Consider the following 18721-nt stretch of genomic DNA (forward strand, 5'->3'; position numbering starts at 1 on the left):
ACTTTCGCGACGTGTGATGTCCCGAAAGTGGCTTTCGCGACACGATCGCGGACTGCCCCGAGTGGACCGTCCTCAAGCGGGCGCGCACTTCTTGGCCTCCGCTGCGGCGGCCATGAGCTCCGGCGTCTCGATTTTGAGCGCGGGCAGGAGATCGGGAGTGTCCGTGAGCGGTTTCTGGGTGGCGTCCATCGCCTTGATGGCCGCGTCCATGGCGGCTTCGTTCCCGGACTTCTCCAACCGCTGCTTGCCCGCGGTCGCCGCGTCCCTCGCGGCGGCGTACTGGTCCACAAGGGACTTCTTCACCGTGTCGCCGCCAGGAATCGGTGACGGGGGCAGCGCGGTCAGGTCGTCGACGACCTTGGCCGCGAAACCCGCGCGAATTCCGAGATCTTCCTTCAGTGCCCCGCGGGTCACTTCCGTTCCCGACCGCTGGTTGCGCGAGTGCTCGTCGTGGGCCTTCATGTAGCCGTACACCGCGCCGCATACCCCATCGAGCCAGGCGACGGTCTTGGCGTCCGGCCCGGCAGGCGGTCGCGGCACCGAGGACGGCGGGGTGACGGTGACCGTCGCGGGGGACGGCGGTGGCTCCCCGGAACAGGCCGTGGTCACGAACAGTGTCAGCGCGATGAGCAACGGTTTCGACTTCATGGGATCCCTCCAGGGTGAACACGCGCCGGAGGGGCGGAGGGTTGCCTTCAGCCGCAGCCGCTCATGATCCGGGCCATTTCCCCTGGCAGCAGCGGGGGTTCCGGCAGCGGATTCGCGGCGGGCGCCCGCATCCCGTCGAACAGCAGCGCGAGATGGCGGCGCCAGACCTCCGGCCGGACGGCCGCGGTCGCCTCCACGGTGCGTGCGATCCCCCAGGTCACGAAGGCCATGTCCTCAAGGGTGAAGTCCGCTCGCAGGTCGCCGCTCTCCTTGGCGCGTTCGACGATCCGGGTCATGAGCTCGTAGCCGTGTTCGAGGTCTTCGGTCTGCGGCGGACGGGTCGAGGCGAGTTCGTTGTAGCCGCGATCGGCGGCCTGCAATTCGCAGACCCGTTCGACGAAGGAGGTCAAACCGATCCAGGCGTCGTCGAGGGAAAGCGCGTGCTCGGCCAGCTTCGCGACGGTCTCGGTCCGGTCGGCGAACACGGCGTTCACCAGATCCGCGCGCTGGGGGAAGTGGTTGTACAGCGTGCCGATGCTGACGCCCGCGGCCTTGGCGATCTCTTCGAGCGCGACATCGAGGCCACGCTCGGCGTAGAGCCCCCTGGCGGCCTCGACCAGCAGGTCGCGGTTGCGCCGGGCGTCCTTCCGCAGGGGTTTGGTCATGGCGGCATCGTAGTCAAGTTGAAGGAGTCCTCAAGTTACGGGTATAAGTTGAGACAACCCTCAACTTAAGTCTTCAGGAGGACAATATGACCAAGACACTCGCGATCTTCGGCGCCGGACCGGTGCTGGGCCTTTCCCTCGCGCGTCGCTTCGGCCGCGAGGGCTTCCGTATCGCCCTCGTCGCGCGCACCACCGAGAACCTCGACGCGCTCGTCGCCGAGCTCGATCGCGATGGCATCGAGGCGAGCGGGTTCGTCGCCGACGTCTACGAGCCGGCGCAGATCGCGGCCGCCGTCACCGCCGTCGGCCGGATCGACGCGGTGGCGTTCAACCCCGGCGGCGGGACCATGGGCGAGGGCATCGTGCCGGTGCTCGACGTGGACCCCGAGAATCTCCGCCTCATCCTGGATCGCTTCCTGGTGTCCGCGGTGGCGCTGGTGCGAGCCGTCCTGCCGGATATGACCGAGCGCGGCGACGGCGCGATCCTGTTCACCGCCGGGCAATCCGGCCTGCACCCGGCGCCCTTCCTCGGCAACGTCGGCATGGCGCAGGCCGCGCTGCGCAACTATTTCCACAACCTGAACGCCGTGCTCGCGGAGAAGGGCGTCTACGCCGGGGCCGTCAATGTCGGCGCGATGATCGAGGGCAGTGTGCCACACCGGACGCTCACCGCGAGCCCCTTGGATTTCGAGCCCGAGGTGGTCCACCCGGACGTCTTCGCCGACGCTTTCTGGCAGCTCTACGCGACGCGCGAAACTCCCGAGGCGCTGGTCGGTTCGTTCGGGAGGTGACCGTCATCCCCATGAGGTACGGGCGGATGTACCACTGTGGACGGATGTGAGCGCCCGCCCCCGTGCCCACAATCGGGGAAACGGACAAGGGAGGCCCCGGTGGGGAAGACGATCGTCGACATCAGCCCGTCGCTGGACGGGTACGTGGCGGGCGAGGGTGTCGGTGTGGACGCGCCGTTCGGGACCGCGGGACAGCGGCTCACGGCGTGGAGCATGGAGGATCCGGACGCCGCAGACGAGGCGGCGGCCCGCGTGATGTTCGAGAACACCGGCGCGTTCGTCATCGGCAGGACGTTGTTCGACGTGGGAATCGGGCTCTGGGGCGAGGACGGGACCTGGGGGATGCCGGTCTACGTCGTCACCAGTCGCCCCGGCCCGGATCTGGTGAAGGGGCCGACGCGGTTCTCGTTCGTCACCGGTGTCGAAGCGGCGCTCCGGCAGGCGAAGGAGACGGCGGCCGGGCGTGACGTCGTGATCGCGGGAGGGGCTTCGGTGGTCCAGCAGGCGCTCGCCGGTGGCTGGGTCGACGAACTGCGGCTGCACGTCGTGCCCGAGATCGTCGGCGGCGGCACCCGCCTGTTCGAGGGCGTGGATTCCGCGTCGCTCACCCAGGTGAGCGCGACCGCGGGAAAGGCGGTCCACGTGACCTACCGCGTCTAGTTCACCGGCCGGGCTCGGGTGGGCTGACCAGGCCGTGGCGATAGGCCATGGCGACCAGCTGAGCCCGGTCGCGGGCACCCAGTTTGCTCAGCGCGCGGCTGACGTGGGTCTTGGTCGTCGCGACGCTGATGAACAGACGCGCGGTGATCTCCGCGTTGCTCAGCCCCTCGGCCACGAGGGCGACGACTTCCCGTTCGCGGGCGGTGAGTTCGGCGAAGACCGTGTCGTCCACGGTCGGCGACGCGGGCGGCACGAGCCGCGCGATCAGCCTGCGGGTCAGGCCAGGGGCGAGGAGCTCTTCGCCGCCCGCCACCACCCGGATGCCGTGCAGAAGCTGGTCGGGCGCGGTGTTCTTGAGCAGGAAGCCGCTCGCGCCCGCGGTGATGCCCGCGACCGCGTAATCCTCGGTGTCGAAAGTGGTGAGAATGAGGACGCGCACCGCCGAAAGCTCCGGGTTCGCGGTGATGCGCCGGATACCCTCGATCCCGTCGGTGCCGGGCATCTGCACGTCCATCAGGACGACGTCGGGGCGGAGGCGCTCGGCGAGGGAGGCCGCGGCGGCCCCGTCGCCCGCCTCGCCGACGACCTCCATGTCCTCCTCGGACTCCACGAGCACCCGGAAGCCCGCCCGCACCAGGGACTGGTCGTCGGCGATGAGCACCCGGATCGGCATCAGAGGTTCTCCGCACGCGTGGGAAGCGTGGCGGTGACTTCGAAGATCTCGCCGCTCCGAGTCGCACGCAGGGTGCCGCCCAAGGCGGTGGCCCGTGAACGGAGCCCGGTGATCCCGTTGCCACCTGTGGGAGACGGTGAGCTTTCGCCCGCTCCGTCGTTGCGAACCCCGATCTCCAGCACGTCGTCACCATAGAGCAGACAGACCCGGATCGACGTCGGCCGCGCGTGCTTTCGCGCGTTGGTCAGTGCTTCCTGGACGGTCCGGAACGCGGCCAGATCCACGCGTGGGGGCAGGGAACGGCGTTCGCCCCCGACCACCAGTTCCACCGGGACACCGGTCGCCCTGGTCAGGTCCAGCAGGGTGTCCAGCCGCGCGAGACCACTCCGGTCGGCCGTGGTCCCGTCGACGCGAAGCAGGCCCAGCAGCGCCTGGACTTCGGCCAATCCCTCGTCGCTGATCGTCTTGATGGTGCGCAGCGCGGCCGCGCCCTGCTCCGGATTCCGTGCCAGGACGTGGGTCGCGACGCCCGCCTGCACACTGATCGCGACCAGGGTGTGGCCCACCACGTCGTGCAGTTCGCGGGCGATCTCCAGCCGTTGCTCGGTTTCCCGCAACCGGGCCTGCTCGGCCAGCCGCAGCGCCCGTTCCCGCGCGCCCGCGGCGTACGCGCGGTGATAGTGGACGGCGGAACCGAGCGCCACCGCGGCAAGTTCCAGCGAAAGCGCGTTCACCGCCCGGTCGTCGAACCATGTCACGCCAAGGGTTCCGTGCACAACGACCGTGGACACCGCGGCGGTGACCGCCCAGGCCGCGGCGCCGAGCCGCCAGCCGCGTTCGGCGGCGACGGTGTAGCAGGCGATCAGCGCAGCCACGGTGATCAGCCTGCCAGGGCAGTCCAGGACGAACCACGCCGCGACGACCGCGTTGACGCCCACCAGCACACCGAACGGGAAGATCCGGCGCGCGGTGAGCAGCGCGGCCAGCAGGACGAGCAGGGCGGCACCGGACGGGCCGAGCGTTCCTTCCGGTCCGCTCGGCCCGATCCGGGTCACCGCCGAGACGGCCACGAGCACCGCGACGCCGATCCCGGCCGCGATCTCGGCCGTCATGGGGCGTCTCAGGCTCATCAAGACCTCTGTGATGTCAGGCAACGCGCACCAGGGCACGTGCGCCGCGCAGCGCCAGCGGTTCCCCGGTGCGCAGGTCGCGCACCCAGGTGACCAGCGCGTACTCGCCGGGAGGGAGTGCCGTGGTGAGTATCGCCGAACGCCACGGCGACAGCGGCACGACCCCCGTCGGGCGGCCGGTGAACGGACTCGGCCCCGTGCGGGCGAAGAAGGCGTCGAGGTCGGCGAGTGCCGTCCCCGGCCGGACCGGCAGCAGCATGGCCTCGGTGAACTGGGCGGAAGCGTTGAGCACGAACACCGGTGCGCCGGACGTGAGGGAACGCGGCGCGAGGAACCCGGTGTCGGTCGCGATGATCGCCGCCGTCGCCGTGGGTGCCGTCGCCGATGGCCCCCGGCCGACCCGTAGTGGGCGGATCCGGGACAGGAAGTCCGGCTCGGCGACGTCGCGGAAATCCACCAGGTGGTAGTCACCGGGGGACACGGCGATCGCGGCCGCCGCCGGAACGGCCGCGACGGCGACACCGCCGAACATCTCCGCGTCGCCGGTGACCGCACGGCCACCGGCCATCGCCTCCGCGGGCTCGTCCGACATGGCCTGTTTCAGGTGCCGCGCATAGGTTTCGAGCGCGACCCCCGGACGCAGCCGCACGAGGCCGATCCACGCGCCCGCGGGATCTTCCGACCGCACCTTCAGGGTGAGGACGCCCGCGCGGGCGGTGGACGGTGCGGTGAAGCCCGACGGGGTCACGGTGAGGTCGAGTCCGCCCGCCTCGGCCAGCGCGGGCGAACCGGTCATGAAGGCGGCGGCGGCGATCGCCGCCGCGACGAGTTTTCTCATGGTGACGACTCTGGCCGAGCCCACCCCGCGGCGCGTCCGCCCGTGACGGGCAACCGCCTACCGCGGCGGGATGACCTACCGTCCCGGTCTGACTTCCCGGATTACCGTTCCCGGCCGACGTGCCGGATGCCTTCCCCCCGCGATCATCGCGTCATGGACCGACGTTCCTTCCTGAAACTCGCCGCACTCGCGGCCGCCGGAGCCGGCGTCGCGGGCTGCGCGGCGGAAACGGCCCATCCGCCGGGAGCGTTCGCCAACCGCCTGCGGGTGCCGCCGCTGCTGGCGCCGGACTTGGACGCCTCCGGTACCCGCCGGTTCGAGCTCACCCTCCGCCGGGGCGAGACCGAACTGATCCCTGGCAAGCGGGTGAGCACGTGGGGGATCAACGGGGACCATCTGGGCCCGACGCTGCGGATGCGCCGCGGTGACCGGGTGGCGATGGCCGTCACGAACCGGATCGGCGAGCCGACCACCCTGCACTGGCACGGGATGCGCCTGCCAGCCCGGATGGACGGCGGGCCGCACCAGACGATCCGGCCGGACGGCACGTGGAACCCGGAGTGGACGGTCGACCAACCGGCCGCCACCGGCTGGTACCACCCGCATCCGCACGAACAGACGGCCCGGCATGTCTACCGGGGCCTGGCGGGGATGATCCAGATCGTGGACCCCGAGGCGACCGCGTCCGGTCTGCCGTCGGACTACGGGGTGGACGACATCCCCCTGATCCTCCAGGACAAACGGCTCGACTCCGACGGACGGCTCGTGGAGGAGTTCGACGGCACGTTCGGCTTGATCGGGGAGACCGTCCTGGTCAACGGGACGTTCGATCCGTTCGTCGAGGTGCCGGCCGGGCGGACCCGCTTCCGGGTGCTGAACGGGTCGAACGCCCGGGTCTACTTCCTCGAATTCACCGATGGGCGCGAGTTCCACGTGATCGCCACCGACGGCGGCCTCCTGCCCGGCCCCGTCGGCGTCCGGCGGGTGCCCCTCAGCCCCGGCGAACGCCTGGAGTTCGTCGCCTCCTTCGTCCCCGGAGAACAGGTGATCCTCCGGAGCGTGGGAGAGCGGACCGAGGCGGCGACGGACATCGAGGAGGGTGACTTCGACCTGCTCAAGATCGTCGCGGCGGGACCGCCGCGGGACGTGCCACCATTGCCGGCTCGCCTTTCCACGGCGCCGTTGCCCGAAGCGCCACCGGGAGCCCGCGTCCGGCGCATGACGCTGACCGGTTCGGAGATCAACGGCAAGGACATGGACATGACGCGGATCGACGAGGTCGTCGCGGCGGGCGCGCGCGAGATCTGGGAAATCCACAACACGACCTACACGCACAACTTCCATATCCACGAAGTCGCGTTCCGCGTGCTCGAAATCGACGGCGCGCCCCCACCCGCCTATCTCGGCGGCCCCAAGGACACCGTCTACGTGCCGAAACAGGCCACGGTGAGACTCGCCGTCGAATTCGGCCGCCACGCGGATCCCGCGGCACCGTACATGTACCACTGCCACATCCTGCGCCACGAGGACAAAGGGATGATGGGGCAGTTCGTCATCGTCGCCCCCGGCACCGAAGACCGCGTGTCACGGCTGCTTCCGATGCCGGGCCACGACCACGGCGGTTGAGCTACTTCTCGATGGCGTAGGCCTCGATCTCGACCTTCATCTTCGGGTCGAGCAACGCCGAGACCTCGACCATCGTGGCCGCGGGAAGCACGTCCCCGAAGGCTTCGCGGTGTGCCCGCGCCACGAGTTCGGCGTCCTTGATGTCGGTCACGTAGGTGACCGTGCGGACCACCGCGACCAGACTCGAACCGGCGTCCCGCAGCGCGGTCTCGATGATCGAAAGCACGGCCGTGGCCTGCTCGTACGCGTCGCCCGAACGGGCGGGTTCCCGTGCCGTCGTCCCGGAAACGTGGATGTGCTCGCCGACCCGCACCGCCCGGCTGTACCCGAAGACCCGCTCGAAGTCCCCACCGGAAGAGATGTTCACCCGTTCAGTCATGACCCGAACGAAAGCACAAAGCGGTCCCGTACGGAAACCGGTACGGGGCCGCTTCGCCTTTACTGCTCTTCCTTGTCCTCCGGCGGCTTCTCGTTCGCGGCGGGCGGGATGGCCTTCGTCAGCTCGACGATGGTCTTCCCGGCCATGCCCGAAGCGCCGTAGGTCGGGTCGCTGAGGATCTTGGTCGTCTTCTCGATCGCGTCCGCCACCTTGGGGAACCGCTTGTGCAGGTCGCCGATCGGGAAGCTGTTCCAGTAGTCGAACCGCTTCAGGATGTCCGCCGCTTCGGGGCGTCCCTCCAGCACCTTCGTCAGCTTCTCGCGCACGACCCGGAGGGGCATGTCGCTGAGCTTCTCGCGAGGGGGCTTGGGCGTGGCCTCCGGAGTGGTGTCACCCGGCTTGGGCGGCGGGCCTTCGATCGGCTTCTTGCCGCCGGGCATCGGTGTCCCGCCGGCGGGTTTCGGTTTGGGCAGCGTGATCTTGCCGCCGCCGAGGGTCAGCTTGACGACCTCGTCTGCCGCGCCACGCGTCTTGGCCAGGATCTTGATCATCTCGGCGAGCTTCTTGGCCGTGTCGGCGATCTGCTTGGCGATCTTGGCGATCGCCACGGCGACGGTGGTCATGATGGAGCCGATCGCCGCGATGATCGAACCGCCGAAGGTGACGGGCGCCAGTGCCACCGCCACGATCGCGGCCTTGAGGATGCCCGCCAGCGTCATGGCGATGATGTCGCGGACGATGCCGCGGACCGCGCCGATCACGGCACCGGCGATCCCCATCTGCTTGCCCGCGAAGTTGATGTACTCGGCGAGCGCGTCGATCTGGGCGGCGACGCCCTCCATGTCGGCGCGGAACTTGTCGGCGGCCTCGCCGTCCCACTTCTCCATGAACTTCTTGGTGGCGGCCGCGTGATCCTCCGACCACTCCTTGACGGCCTTGCCCTCGTTGTAGATCGCCGTCTTGGCCGCCTCGATGCCCTTCGGGTCACCCAGCAGGAAGTCCAGTGGCCAGCGGAAGATGACGATATGTTCGATCAGCCAGCCGATCCCGGCGGTGAGCAGCGACCCGATCGGGTCGACGACCATGCCGAGGATCTCGATCGCCATCCCCGCCGAGGCCAGCCCGATGCTGAGGCTGTCGCCGTCGTCGACGGCCTTCTTCAGTGAGAACGCGGAATCGAAGAAGCCCGCGCCCGCCGTGTCCCCGCTGCCCGCGAGGAAGCTGCGGTTCTCGTCCTTGAAGTCGTCGGCCTTGGTGCCGGTGGCGTTCCCGAAGTCGTTCGGGCGGTACTCGTCGCTCACTTGACCTTCACCTCGTCGATACCCTTGCCGGCGTCGGTGATCAGTTTCTCCGCCTCCTGCTCGTTGGCGTCGTACTTCTTCGCGGCCTCGCGCACCCGGTCCGAGAACTCCTGCACGTTCTCGGAGTATTTGTTCAGGTGGTCCCGCGCCTTCCCGCAGTGCATGCTCGCGCCGGCGCCGTAGATCTGGCCGCCGAAGATGCCGAAGATGCCGGGGTCGGCCACGCAGCCGCCCACCATGCCGGCGCTCTTCCGCAGGGCGTCTTCGAGTTTGTCGAGGTGACCGGCGAACTCGTTCAGGGCTTCCGTCTTGACACCGAATCCGCTCACCACGGGCTCATTTCATCGTCGTCGGGGGTGGCAGGACGCCGGGGTCGCGGCGCCGGAGGGTTCGGCGGCCGCACGGGACGGCCGGGCTGCGGCGGCATCGGGGGGCCGGCTTGCGGAGGCGGCGGCCGATATCCCGCCTGCGGACGCGGATCCTGGTGGTGCGCTTCCGGAGCCCACTTGTCCTGCTCCGGGGTATCCGGCGTGTCCTCCTCGTCCTCCACCTTCGGCAGGAACGTGCGGACCAACCGCGCGGCCTCGTCTTCGCCGTTGATCTCGGTGTACGACTCGGTGACCTTCTCGACGGTCTTGCGCTGGGCCTCGCGCACCGTCTGCATGACCAGGGAGGAGAGCCGGGCCGGTCCCAGCGCGGTGGCCCGGTTGCCGAACTCGATCGCGCTCAGCGAGCCGTTGGCTTCGACCGTCACCGTCACCGAGCCGTCGGGGGACCGCACAGTGGACGCGGACGCGGTGAACGCGGCCGTCAGGGCATGGGCTTTTTCCTCGAGTTTCTTGGCCTCACGCTCCAAAAGGAGCGCGAAGTCCTCACCTGCGTCGAAATTGGGTTGCATGCGTCGCCTTGGCCTGGTTGGGATGGGATCACGAACGGAGAATGCGAGAGGGTCGACGAGGCGGAACACCCCCGGCTTCCCAGCACGGAGGGTAGACCGGCCGTCCTGGCTCCGCAGTGGACCGGTAGGGCACAAGCTGATTCGCCCGTATCGTTACCACCGGCCGCGGATCGGGACAACCCCGGTGATCGAGAACTGCCCGAAAGGTCCTCGGGAGTGGCGGATCGGGGCAGGGCGATGATCGTGCGGAACGCCGGCCGCTCGATGTCCTCATGGGACAGTCGCCAGTGAAGTCGGCGTCGTGCGGCGTATGCGGAATCCGCGCTAGCGCAGGTTCCGGGCGAGTGGCCCGTCGAGCCAGCGGTCGACCTGGCGCTGACCACGCAGGCGGACGACGACGAGGTCCGGATACCGGTTCTCGGCGATGACCTTGCGCACGCGGGATCGGATGATCGGGTGATAACGCCAGGCGAGTTTGACGATGTGGTCGCGATCGGTGAAGAACGTGCGCAGCGGTCCCTCGACGTTGCCGCCGGCGATCTTCGAGCCGCGCCCCACGCGGCGTTTCAGCGTCCGGACGACCGTGCGTGCCACGGTCATCGCCCGCGGATGATCGAGCCAGACCAGGACGTCCAGCCGCTCGGTCATCCGCTCCCGGACCTCCTCGCCCTGCCATTCGATGGCCCACTCGTCGCCGCTGATGAAGTCCAGGACGTCGGCCTGCCAGGTCTCCCGCACCGTCCAGCCGGGCGCGTGGAAGAAGGACTCGAACTCGACGAACGGAAACCCCATGCGTTCACACAGGGTTCGCGCCAACGTCGTCTTGCCGGATCCCGCCGGGCCCGCCACCGCGGCCCGCCGGATCCTGCGCGGGGGAAGGGCGTCGTCCGGCCCGATGATCTCCATGCGGGGAGCATAAGGCGAACCGGGCGGGCGACACGCCTCGGACGTAGGTCGGGTCTGCCCCGTCGACTACCGGCTTTCGGCGGCCTTCTTCAGGTCCTTCAGCCAGATTTCGAGGCCCTGCCCGAGCATCGCGGTGGAGCCGGGCACGTCCTTGTCGACCTGCGGGCCGGTGTGGCTCTCCTCGGTGCGGACGATGACGCCGCCGGGGACCTTGACGAAGTTCCAGACATGGACGCCGTCGATGTGCATACCGCCGGGGCCGTCGAGCGGGCCGGTCCAGCGGACGCACTTGCCGGGCTGGAGTTGCCGGACGGTGGAAACGATGGTCGCGTCACCGGGCGGGTAGGGCATGCCGGGCGGGACGGGAATGGTCCACTGGAAGCGGGAATTCTTGCGCAGCGGGCCGGGGTCCAGACGTTTCATGGTGACGGGGATGGCGGGGTTCTGCCAGGACGGCCACGCCTCCACGTCGGTCTGCAGGTTCCAGATGGTGCGCAGCGGCGCCTTGACGAGGATCTCGGTCCGATAGTGCACCTTGGCAGACCGGTCGATGCCTTTTCCTTGACACGTAAGCGAAGTCGGCTTGGTGTGCTGAGCGGGCGCCGCCTGGGCGGGTGCCGTGGCGCCGAGGACCCCGGCGATGGCCAGCGGGACTGTGAGCAGGGCGGCGCGTGTGCTGATCCGGAACATGATTCTCTCCTCGGCTCCATGTGTCGTTACAGCTTCTTTCTGTAGTTAGAAGCTATAACGACGACGAGGAAGCGTCAAGAGGGAGTCCCGCACGAGCTGAAGTTCGCCACTGTCCACAAGATCTCAAGGGCCGGGTATGGCGTTGCGAAAGCCACTTTCGCAACCTTCAACGTTGCGAAAGTGGCTCTCGCAACCCCTCCGGCACCTGGGGACGCGCGAAACCGCGGACTCAGGCCTTCCGGCCGAGGAAAGCCAGGAACCGCGCCTGCGGGTCGGCGTCCGCCGCCGGTTTCACCCGCGGGCCGAAGGTGCCCGGCGTACGGCTGATGATCAGCCGGGCGAGCGAGAACGACGGTGCGACGATGTCGGGATCCATCCGCACGTCCACGCCGAGCGCGGAGCCGATGTCCCAGGTGTGCACCAGGGTGTCGAACGTCAGCAGCGCCAGGTAGTCCGCGACCGTCGCATCAGGACGGTTGGCCACGTACCACGCGGGGGCGGGCCGATCGAGCAGTTCGCCGGTGACGACGGCGCCGGCCGCCGCCCGGGTCGCGCGCCAGCGGGCCAGCGGGTCTTCACCCGCCAGCTCTCCGGGCTTCTCGGAGCCCGCGGGCCCGTTCTCCACGGTGAAATCCCGGCCCGACGCGTGGTGGCGCAGCACTTCCAGCCCCCAGATGACGTGCCCTGTCACGTCGCGCACCGTCCAGTGCTCGCACGCCGACGCCGCGTCCCACTGGTCCGGCCGCACGGTGGCGAGCACGGCGTCGAAGGCGTCTTGTGTCCGCCGGTAGCGATCGAAGGTTTCCATGATTCCCCTACTTCAGCGTCGCGTTGATGGCGGCCGCCAGTTCTCCGGCTCCGGGTACCAGGGCCTTGTCGAGAGCGAGGGCGTACGGGATGACGGTGCCGTCCGGACGGCAGACGCGCCTCGGCGGCGCCACCAGATCGAATTCTTCGGCCGCCGTCGCGACGATCTCCGCGCCCAGCCCGCACATCCGGTTCGAGTCGTCGATCACGACCAGCCGCCCGGTCTTGTCGACCGATTTGCGCAGGCATTCCCAATCGAAGGGATAGACCGTGCGCGGGTCGACGATCTCGATGTCGACCCGGTGGGCGAGGCTCTCGGCGACTTCGATCGCCGTCCCGACGTGCTGGCCCACCGCCACGACCGTCAGGTCGCCGCCCTCCCGGACGATGTTCGCCTGCCCCAGCGGCACGATGTCCTCTTCGCCCGCGTAGGTCACCTCCGTCGCGCCCAGCAACGACGAGGGAGCGAACACGGCCACCGGATCCGGATCCTGGATCGCCGCCCGCAACAGCCCGTACGCGTCGGCGGCCAGCCCCGGGACGACGGTCTTGACCCCCGCGTGCGCGAGCAGGCTGTACGGGTTGTCCGAATGCTGCCCCGCCCAGCCGAACCGCGAGCCGGAGCCCGCCACGAGATACGTGACCGGGATCCGGACCTGCCCGCCGGTCATCAGGGAGAACTTGTGCGCCTGGTTCACGATCTGCTCGAAGACCAGGTAGATCAGCGAGGAGATCTGGAATTCGATCACCGGTTTCTTGCCTGCCATCGCCGCGCCGGTCCCGAAACTGGTGAAGGCCTGTTCGGACAGCGGTGTGTCCAGCACCCGCTCCGGGCCGAACCGGGGCAGGAGCCCCGAAGTGACGCCGCTGGCTCCGACACCGACGTCTTCGCCGAGCAGGAAGACGTCTTCGTCGGCCGCCATCTCGGCGTGCAGGGCGCGGTTCATCGCGTGCATGTAGCCGAAGTTCTCCGGCGAAGGAAGCCCGCTCACAAGATCACCCCAGGCCGGACGGCGGCCGTTCCCGCGTACAGGTACATCAGTGCGTCCTTCGGATCGGGCGACGGGGCGTTCTTCGCGAACTCGACCGCCTCGTCGATGGTTTCCTTGACAGCCGCGTCGATCCCGGCGACGACGTCGGCGCCCAGCCGTTCGCCCAGCAGGGGGATCGGATCCCGCTGGCGCCAAAGGGCCACTTCGTCGGGATCGCGGAACTCGACGCCCAGGAGTTCGAGCACGGAATGGTGCCCGAAGAACCGGTACGTCTCGCATTCCAGGAACGCCGGGCCCCGCCCCGCACGAACCCCTTCGAGCAGTTCGGCGGCGGCGCTCTCCACCGCTTCGACGTCCATGCCGTCGACGCTGCGCGAAACCAGCCCGAAGCCTTCGGCGCGCCGGGCGGCGCCGCCCGCGAGCCCCGATTCGAGTTTGAGGCTCGTCGCGTACCGGTTGTTCTCGCAGACGAACAGCACCGGCAAGGACCAGATCGCGGCCAGGTTGAAGGCTTCCAGCAGGACACCCTGGCTCATCGCCCCGTCACCGAAGAAGCTGACGACGACCTCGGACTCGCCGCGGGCCTTGGCCGCCCACGCGGCGCCGGCGGCGATCGCGCCACCCGCGCCGACGATTCCGTTGGCGCCGAGGATGCCCAGCTTCATGTCCGCGGCGTGCATCGATCCGCCGCGGCCCTTGTTGAACCCTTCGAGGGTGCCGAGCAGTTCGGCGAGCAGGCGGCGCGGGTCCGCGCCCTTCGCCAGTACGTGGCCGTGTCCCCGGTGGGTGCTGGTGATGCCGTCGCGGTCGGTCAGGTTCGCGCAGATGCCGACCGCGACGGCCTCCTGCCCGATGTACGGGTGGATCCCGCCGTCGATCTCGCCGTCGATCGCCATCGCGAGGCAGCGTTCCTCGAACTCGCGGATCAGTTTCATGGACCGGTACAGGGACGGCCGGTTCTCACTGGTCATTTTCGCGACAGCCCTTCTGCGGAGGTCCGGACGAGCATTCGGTCGACGTAACGGAGCAGCGCGCCGTCGTCGGGGCCCGGCACGACGACGGGCTCGAATTCGCTGCTCGGCAGGCCGCTCGACGAAGGGGATCCGAAGAGCAGCTTCAGGATGGCGTGTTCCTCGGGGGAACGCGCTTCGAGCGCCGAGAGCCAGTCCACGACCGGCAGGGTGCCGATCTCGGTACCGGCGCTCCGCAGGAGCCCCACCAGGTACGTGAGGCGCATCGGGCGTTCGCTGGCCAGCACGAACCGGCTCCCGTCCGGCAGCCGGTCCAGGCCGAGCCGGGCGAGCGCGCCCGCCGTCTCGTCCACCGCGATCCACGGCTCCTCGATCTCGGTGTCGGGCGCGGCGCCGAGATCGAGGATGTTCCGCAGCACCCGCAGCATGATGTCCCGCGTGTTCCCTTGCCCGGTCCGCGAATCCCCGACGATCCGGGGCAGGCGGTAGATCGCCGCCGGCATCCCGCGTTCGTACGCGGTGGTGATCAGCTGCTCCGCGTGCGCCTTGGTCTCCGCGTATCCGCTGCGGGAGCCGTTCTCCTCGCCGGCGGAAATGGTCGACACGAACTGCAGCCGCTTGAGCCGGGTGGTGCCCGCCAGCCGGATCAGTTCGCGCGTGCCGCCCACGTTGGCGCCTTCGAGCTGTTCGTAGCTGGAGAGCGCGTCGACCCAGGCGCCGTTGTGGCAGATCAGGTCGATTTCACCCGCGAGCCGGGCGAACACCGCGTCGGTGAGCCCGAGTCCGGGTGCCGCGAGATCGCCGGGAACGACGCTGATCCGCTTCTCGTCGACGTCGCCGGAAAGGCCGTAGCGGTCCAGATTCTCGCGCAGCCGCTGCCACCCCGGCTGTTCGCCGTCGGCACGCACGAGACAGTGCACCCGCACGTTCTCGCGGGTCAGCAGCTCACGGACCAGGTACGCCCCGACGAATCCGGTGGCACCCGTGAGCAGAATGTCCGAGACGGCATCGGACTCACGCGGCGGCAGCGGTTCCGGGAGGATGTCACGCACCATGGCCTGGGGATCGAACGAACGCACGGCGGCTTGCCGCTCGCCGTTGATCTCCTGGGCCAGCTTCGCGATGGTGGGCCGCTCGAACAGCGTCCGCAGCGGCAGGTCGATCCGCAGGGTCTCCCCGATCCGGACGGCGAGCTGCGCGGCCTTGAGCGAGTGCCCGCCGACGTCGAAGAAACTTTCGTCCCTGCCGACGGTTTCGCGGCCGAGGACCTGCGCCCAGATCGCCGCCAGCTTCTCTTCGGTCGGGTTGCGCGGCGGGGCGGCCTCGTCCCGCCGGAGGTCGTCCTCGGGTTCCGGCAGCGCCCGGACGTCCAGTTTCCCGTTGATGGTCAACGGGAGTTCGGGAAGCGGCACGAACGCCGATGGCACCATGTACTCCGGCAGTTCATGGCGTAGTCCGGTACGCAGTGCGGTTTCGTCGAGCGTGCCCTTGAAATAGGCGACGAGCCGCTTCTGGCCCGAGCCGTCTTCACGGGCGATGACGGCGGCCTGGGTGATCTCCGGCCTGGCCAGCAGCGCGGTTTCGATCTCGCGGGGTTCGATGCGGAAGCCGCGGATCTTGACCTGGTCGTCGACGCGGCCGAGGTACTCGAGATCGCCGTCGGCGTTGTGCCGCACGATGTCCCCGGTCCGGTAGAGCCGGTCGCCGGCGGCGTCGACGAACCGTTCCTCGGTGAGTTCCGGTTGTCCTCGATAGCCCCGTGCGACACCGGGACCCGCCACGTGGAGTTCCCCAGGCACCCCGGTCGGGGTGGGCCTGCCGAGTTCGTCGAGGACGTACACACGCGTGTTGCCGAGCGGGCGGCCGATCGGGATTCCCTTGGCGTTCCAGGGAACAGGGGCGGGGATCGGGTGACAGGTGGCGAACGTGGTGCATTCGGTGGGGCCGTACCCGTTGAAGAACTTCGTACCGGGCAGCGCGGCGACGGCGCGCCGGACATGGGTGACGGACAGCGCCTCGCCGCCGACGAGCAGATGCCGGAGCCCGGTCAGCGCCGAGGTGTCCTCGTCGACGACGTGGTTGAACAAGGACGAGGTCAGCCACGCCGTGCTGATCCGGTGCCGGGTGATCACCTTCGCGAGCGGCCGGGCGGTGAGCACCCGCTCGGCCGAGATGACGCAGGTCGCGCCGGTGAGCAGGGCACCCCAGATCTCGAAGGTGGCCGCGTCGAAGGAGATCGCCGACGCGTGCAGGACCACCTCGTCCGGGCCGAGGACGCCTTCCGGCAGCCCGGTGACCAGCCGGATGATCGACCGGTGCTCGATCTCGACACCTTTGGGCCGGCCGGTCGAGCCGGAGGTGTAGATGACGTAGGCCAGATCGCGCGGCGCCACCTCGGTTCCGAGCGCGGCCGCCGGTTCCTGGCCGAGGGTGGGATCGCCGAGCAGGTCGGTCGTGATCACCAGCCGCGCCCCGCCGTCGGCGAGCAGGAGCCGTTGGCGTTCCTCGGGATACTCCGGGTCGATCGGCAGATACGCGGCGCCGGCCTTGAGGATCGCGAGCAACGCGGTGATCAGGCCGGTGGAGCGGGGCAGGCAGACGCCGATGACCGTCCCCGGCCCGGCGCCCAGTGTGCGCAGCCGGTGCGCGAGCCGGTTGGACCGGACGTCGAGTTCCTCATACGTCACGGAATCGTCGCCGCAGGCCAGCGCTGTCGCTTGTGGACGGTCGCGCACCTGTGCGGCGAACATCGCGGGCACCGTCGCCGGGGACGGCAGCTCCGTGGCCGTGTCGTTCCAGTCCTCCGTCAGCCGCCGGAGCTCGGCGTCGTCCATCATCGACCAAGCGGAAAGCGGCCGCTCCGGTTCGGCGGACGCGAGCAGCCGCCGGAAGTGCCGGGCGAAGCGTTCGATCGTGACCTGGTCGAACACTTCGGCGTTGTAGTCGATCCGCGCTTCCAGTACCCCGTCCCGGTCCGAAACGAGGCATTCGAGATCGAACGGTTCCGAGCGGGTGCCGACCGGCGCGACTTCCGGCAACGGCTCGTCCACCACCCGGAGCACGACCTGTGCGAGCGGTGTGCGGCTGAAGTCCCGTCGTGGCGCCAATTCCTCGACGAGGCGCTCGAACGGGACGTCCTGGTTCGCGTAGGCGCCGAGCGTGGTCTCCCGCACGCGGCCGAGCAGCTCCGCGAAGGTGGGATCGCCCGAAAGATCGGTGCGCAGCACCAGCATCTTCGCCTCGGGCACGGGGACACCGACCGTGACGTCGGTGGTGCGCGCGTAGCGGGACAGCACGACGTCGAACGCCGCCAGTAACGTCATGAACAGGGTGGCGTCGTGACGGCCGCCCACTTCACGGATTCCCGGGTCCACGTCGAAGGAGAGCGAGCCGGCGCGATAGGACGCCACCGGCGGCCTGGCGCGATCGGCAGGCAGCTCCAGTGCCGCGGGCACGTCGTCGAGCTGCTTGCGCCAGTAGTCGAGCTGTCCGCGCAGGGCCTCGAAAATCGGTTCGTCGGGATGCGCCAGCGTGTGCTCGACCAGCCGGACGAGCCTGCCGACGAGCCGGGTGGCGGTGGAGCGATCGAAAAGGCCGGTTCGGAAGACCAAGGAGCCGTGCAATCTGCCGTCCTGCACGTGGGTGACCAGTTCCAGATCGAACCGGGTCGCCACCCCGGCCCAGTGCACGCTGGAGATCTCGCCTTCGCCGTCGGCGGGGAGCTCGCCGTTGTGCACGACCACGACGTCGAAGATCGCGTTGCGCCCGGCGTCGCGTTCCGGCCGGACCTCCGCGACCACCTGGTCGAACGGCGCCTGCTGATGCGCGTAGGCGTCGACCATCTTGGTGCGCGCCACCTTCAGCAGCTCGCGGAACGACATCGACGGCGTGATCCGCGCGCGCAGCACCACGGTGTTCACGAAGAAGCCGAGGACGTCGGCGAACCGGCGGTCGTCACGACCGGCCAGCACCGTGCCGATCGTGATGTCCTCCTGTCCGGAATGGAGGGCCAGCAGCGCCTGGAACACCGCGGCCACGGCGCTGGACAGCGCGCATCGGTTCCGCAGCGCGAAGGAACTGAAGGCCTTCGTGAGTTCGGCGGGGAGTTCGAAATCGACATGGTCGCCCGCGAAACCGGGGTTGCCCGATCGCGGCCGGTCCGTCGGCAGCCGCAGCGGCTCGTAGCCGTCGAGCTCACGCCGCCAGTAGTCGATGTGCTCCGCCACCGAGACGGCGGCCGCGCGCTGCACCGCGACGTACTCCTCGTAGGTCACTTCGAGGGGCGCGAGGGTCTCCGAGCGGTACAGCTTGACGACGTCCTCGGTCACGATCTGGATGGACCGGCCGTCGGTGATGATGTGGTGGTTCACCACGCACAGCACCGCCGACCCGTCGGCGCATTCGACCACCATCGCGCGGATCGGCGGCGCCGCCGCGAGGTCGAACGGCTCGCTCACCAGATCGGCCGTGTGCTTCTGCCAGTCGTCGTCCTCCGCGGTGCGCCGGGCCACCGGGATGCGGAAACCCGGTGTCGGCACGGCGGAGGGCGTCCCGGACTCGTCCACGACGAACCGCCAGCGCAGCACCGGATGCCGTTCGACGAGCGCGCCGAGCGCCCGGTCGAGCACGGCGAAGTCGACACCGTCGTGGAACCGGAAGACGATCGGGATGTTGTACGCGGCGCTGGTCCGGTCGAGTTGCTGCACCAGCCACAGCCGCTCCTGCCCGAGCGACAACCTCATCGAT

Annotated in this window: 18 protein-coding genes; 3 read left to right on the forward strand and 15 right to left on the reverse strand. The window is 69.3% G+C overall.

The window, feature by feature from the left end; translation table 11 throughout:
- Window positions 1-72 precede the first annotated feature (72 nt).
- Together ACFVM3_RS32780 and ACFVM3_RS32785 are read right to left on the reverse strand one after the other, a co-directional pair.
- Window positions 73-648, reverse strand: coding sequence for a hypothetical protein (locus ACFVM3_RS32780; protein ID WP_378443780.1), 576 nt, complete (start codon window positions 646-648; stop codon window positions 73-75).
- A 47-nt stretch (window positions 649-695) separates the two neighbouring features.
- Window positions 696-1313 carry a TetR/AcrR family transcriptional regulator gene (locus ACFVM3_RS32785; protein ID WP_378443781.1) on the reverse strand — a complete coding sequence of 206 codons (618 nt, stop codon included), beginning with the start codon at window positions 1311-1313 and terminating at the stop codon, window positions 696-698.
- A gap of 86 nt (window positions 1314-1399) precedes the next feature.
- Here ACFVM3_RS32785 and ACFVM3_RS32790 point away from each other — a divergent pair, with 86 nt between their 5' ends.
- Both ACFVM3_RS32790 and ACFVM3_RS32795 read left to right on the forward strand, forming a co-directional pair.
- Window positions 1400-2104, forward strand: a complete 705-nt coding sequence (locus ACFVM3_RS32790) for an SDR family NAD(P)-dependent oxidoreductase (RefSeq protein WP_378443782.1) — start codon at window positions 1400-1402, stop codon at window positions 2102-2104.
- 99 nt (window positions 2105-2203) lie between these two features.
- The gene (locus ACFVM3_RS32795; RefSeq protein WP_378443783.1) at window positions 2204-2764 is read left to right on the forward strand and encodes a dihydrofolate reductase family protein; all 561 of its coding nucleotides are present in this window, start codon (window positions 2204-2206) and stop codon (window positions 2762-2764) included.
- A gap of 1 nt (window position 2765) precedes the next feature.
- On the opposite strand, the gene ACFVM3_RS32800 is transcribed toward ACFVM3_RS32795, so the two are convergent.
- Genes ACFVM3_RS32800 through ACFVM3_RS32810 form a run of 3 tightly spaced genes read right to left on the reverse strand, consistent with a single transcriptional unit; the run spans window position 2766 to window position 5405 of the window.
- Entirely contained in the window at window positions 2766-3437 is a 672-nt protein-coding gene (locus tag ACFVM3_RS32800) for a response regulator (RefSeq protein WP_378443784.1), read from the reverse strand.
- Window positions 3437-4567, reverse strand: a complete 1131-nt coding sequence (locus ACFVM3_RS32805; protein ID WP_378443785.1) for a sensor histidine kinase — start codon at window positions 4565-4567, stop codon at window positions 3437-3439. Before ACFVM3_RS32805 ends, ACFVM3_RS32800 begins: the two co-directional genes overlap by 1 nt.
- Before the next feature lie 16 nt (window positions 4568-4583).
- Window positions 4584-5405 carry a hypothetical protein gene (locus ACFVM3_RS32810; RefSeq protein WP_378443786.1) on the reverse strand — a complete coding sequence of 274 codons (822 nt, stop codon included), beginning with the start codon at window positions 5403-5405 and terminating at the stop codon, window positions 4584-4586.
- A gap of 153 nt (window positions 5406-5558) precedes the next feature.
- Here ACFVM3_RS32810 and ACFVM3_RS32815 point away from each other — a divergent pair, with 153 nt between their 5' ends.
- Window positions 5559-7031: a multicopper oxidase family protein gene (locus ACFVM3_RS32815; RefSeq protein ID WP_378443787.1), complete on the forward strand. Its 1473-nt coding sequence runs from the start codon at window positions 5559-5561 to the stop codon at window positions 7029-7031.
- Between the two features lies 1 nt (window position 7032).
- Here ACFVM3_RS32815 and ACFVM3_RS32820 read toward each other — a convergent pair whose 3' ends face one another.
- The 10 genes from ACFVM3_RS32820 to ACFVM3_RS32865 form a co-directional block, all read right to left on the reverse strand.
- Complete coding sequence (locus ACFVM3_RS32820) at window positions 7033-7410, reverse strand: RidA family protein (RefSeq protein WP_233599163.1); 378 nt, start codon at window positions 7408-7410, stop codon at window positions 7033-7035.
- 59 nt (window positions 7411-7469) lie between these two features.
- Complete coding sequence (locus tag ACFVM3_RS32825) at window positions 7470-8711, reverse strand: hypothetical protein (protein WP_378443788.1); 1242 nt, start codon at window positions 8709-8711, stop codon at window positions 7470-7472.
- Complete coding sequence (locus ACFVM3_RS32830) at window positions 8708-9040, reverse strand: type VII secretion target (protein WP_378443789.1); 333 nt, start codon at window positions 9038-9040, stop codon at window positions 8708-8710. Before ACFVM3_RS32830 ends, ACFVM3_RS32825 begins: the two co-directional genes overlap by 4 nt.
- Window positions 9037-9609, reverse strand: a complete 573-nt coding sequence (locus ACFVM3_RS32835) for a YbaB/EbfC family nucleoid-associated protein (RefSeq protein ID WP_378443790.1) — start codon at window positions 9607-9609, stop codon at window positions 9037-9039. The genes ACFVM3_RS32830 and ACFVM3_RS32835 overlap by 4 nt, the downstream gene beginning before the upstream one ends.
- 324 nt (window positions 9610-9933) lie before the next feature.
- Complete coding sequence (locus ACFVM3_RS32840; protein WP_378443791.1) at window positions 9934-10515, reverse strand: AAA family ATPase; 582 nt, start codon at window positions 10513-10515, stop codon at window positions 9934-9936.
- Window positions 10516-10581: 66 nt separating this feature from the next.
- Window positions 10582-11205: an SRPBCC family protein gene (locus ACFVM3_RS32845; RefSeq protein ID WP_378443792.1), complete on the reverse strand. Its 624-nt coding sequence runs from the start codon at window positions 11203-11205 to the stop codon at window positions 10582-10584.
- Window positions 11206-11434: 229 nt separating this feature from the next.
- Window positions 11435-12013, reverse strand: coding sequence for a TIGR03086 family metal-binding protein (locus tag ACFVM3_RS32850; RefSeq protein WP_378443793.1), 579 nt, complete (start codon window positions 12011-12013; stop codon window positions 11435-11437).
- 7 nt (window positions 12014-12020) lie between these two features.
- Entirely contained in the window at window positions 12021-13004 is a 984-nt protein-coding gene (locus ACFVM3_RS32855) for an alpha-ketoacid dehydrogenase subunit beta (RefSeq protein WP_378443794.1), read from the reverse strand.
- Window positions 13001-13975 (reverse strand): thiamine pyrophosphate-dependent dehydrogenase E1 component subunit alpha, encoded by a 975-nt coding sequence (locus tag ACFVM3_RS32860; RefSeq protein ID WP_378443795.1) that lies wholly within the window; start codon window positions 13973-13975, stop codon window positions 13001-13003. Before ACFVM3_RS32860 ends, ACFVM3_RS32855 begins: the two co-directional genes overlap by 4 nt.
- Window positions 13972-18717, reverse strand: coding sequence for an amino acid adenylation domain-containing protein (locus tag ACFVM3_RS32865; protein WP_378443796.1), 4746 nt, complete (start codon window positions 18715-18717; stop codon window positions 13972-13974). The genes ACFVM3_RS32860 and ACFVM3_RS32865 overlap by 4 nt, the downstream gene beginning before the upstream one ends.
- Window positions 18718-18721 lie beyond the last annotated feature (4 nt).

This window comes from Amycolatopsis sp. NPDC057786, from assembly GCF_042797905.1.
Taxonomy (GTDB): Bacteria; Actinomycetota; Actinomycetes; order Mycobacteriales; family Pseudonocardiaceae; genus Amycolatopsis.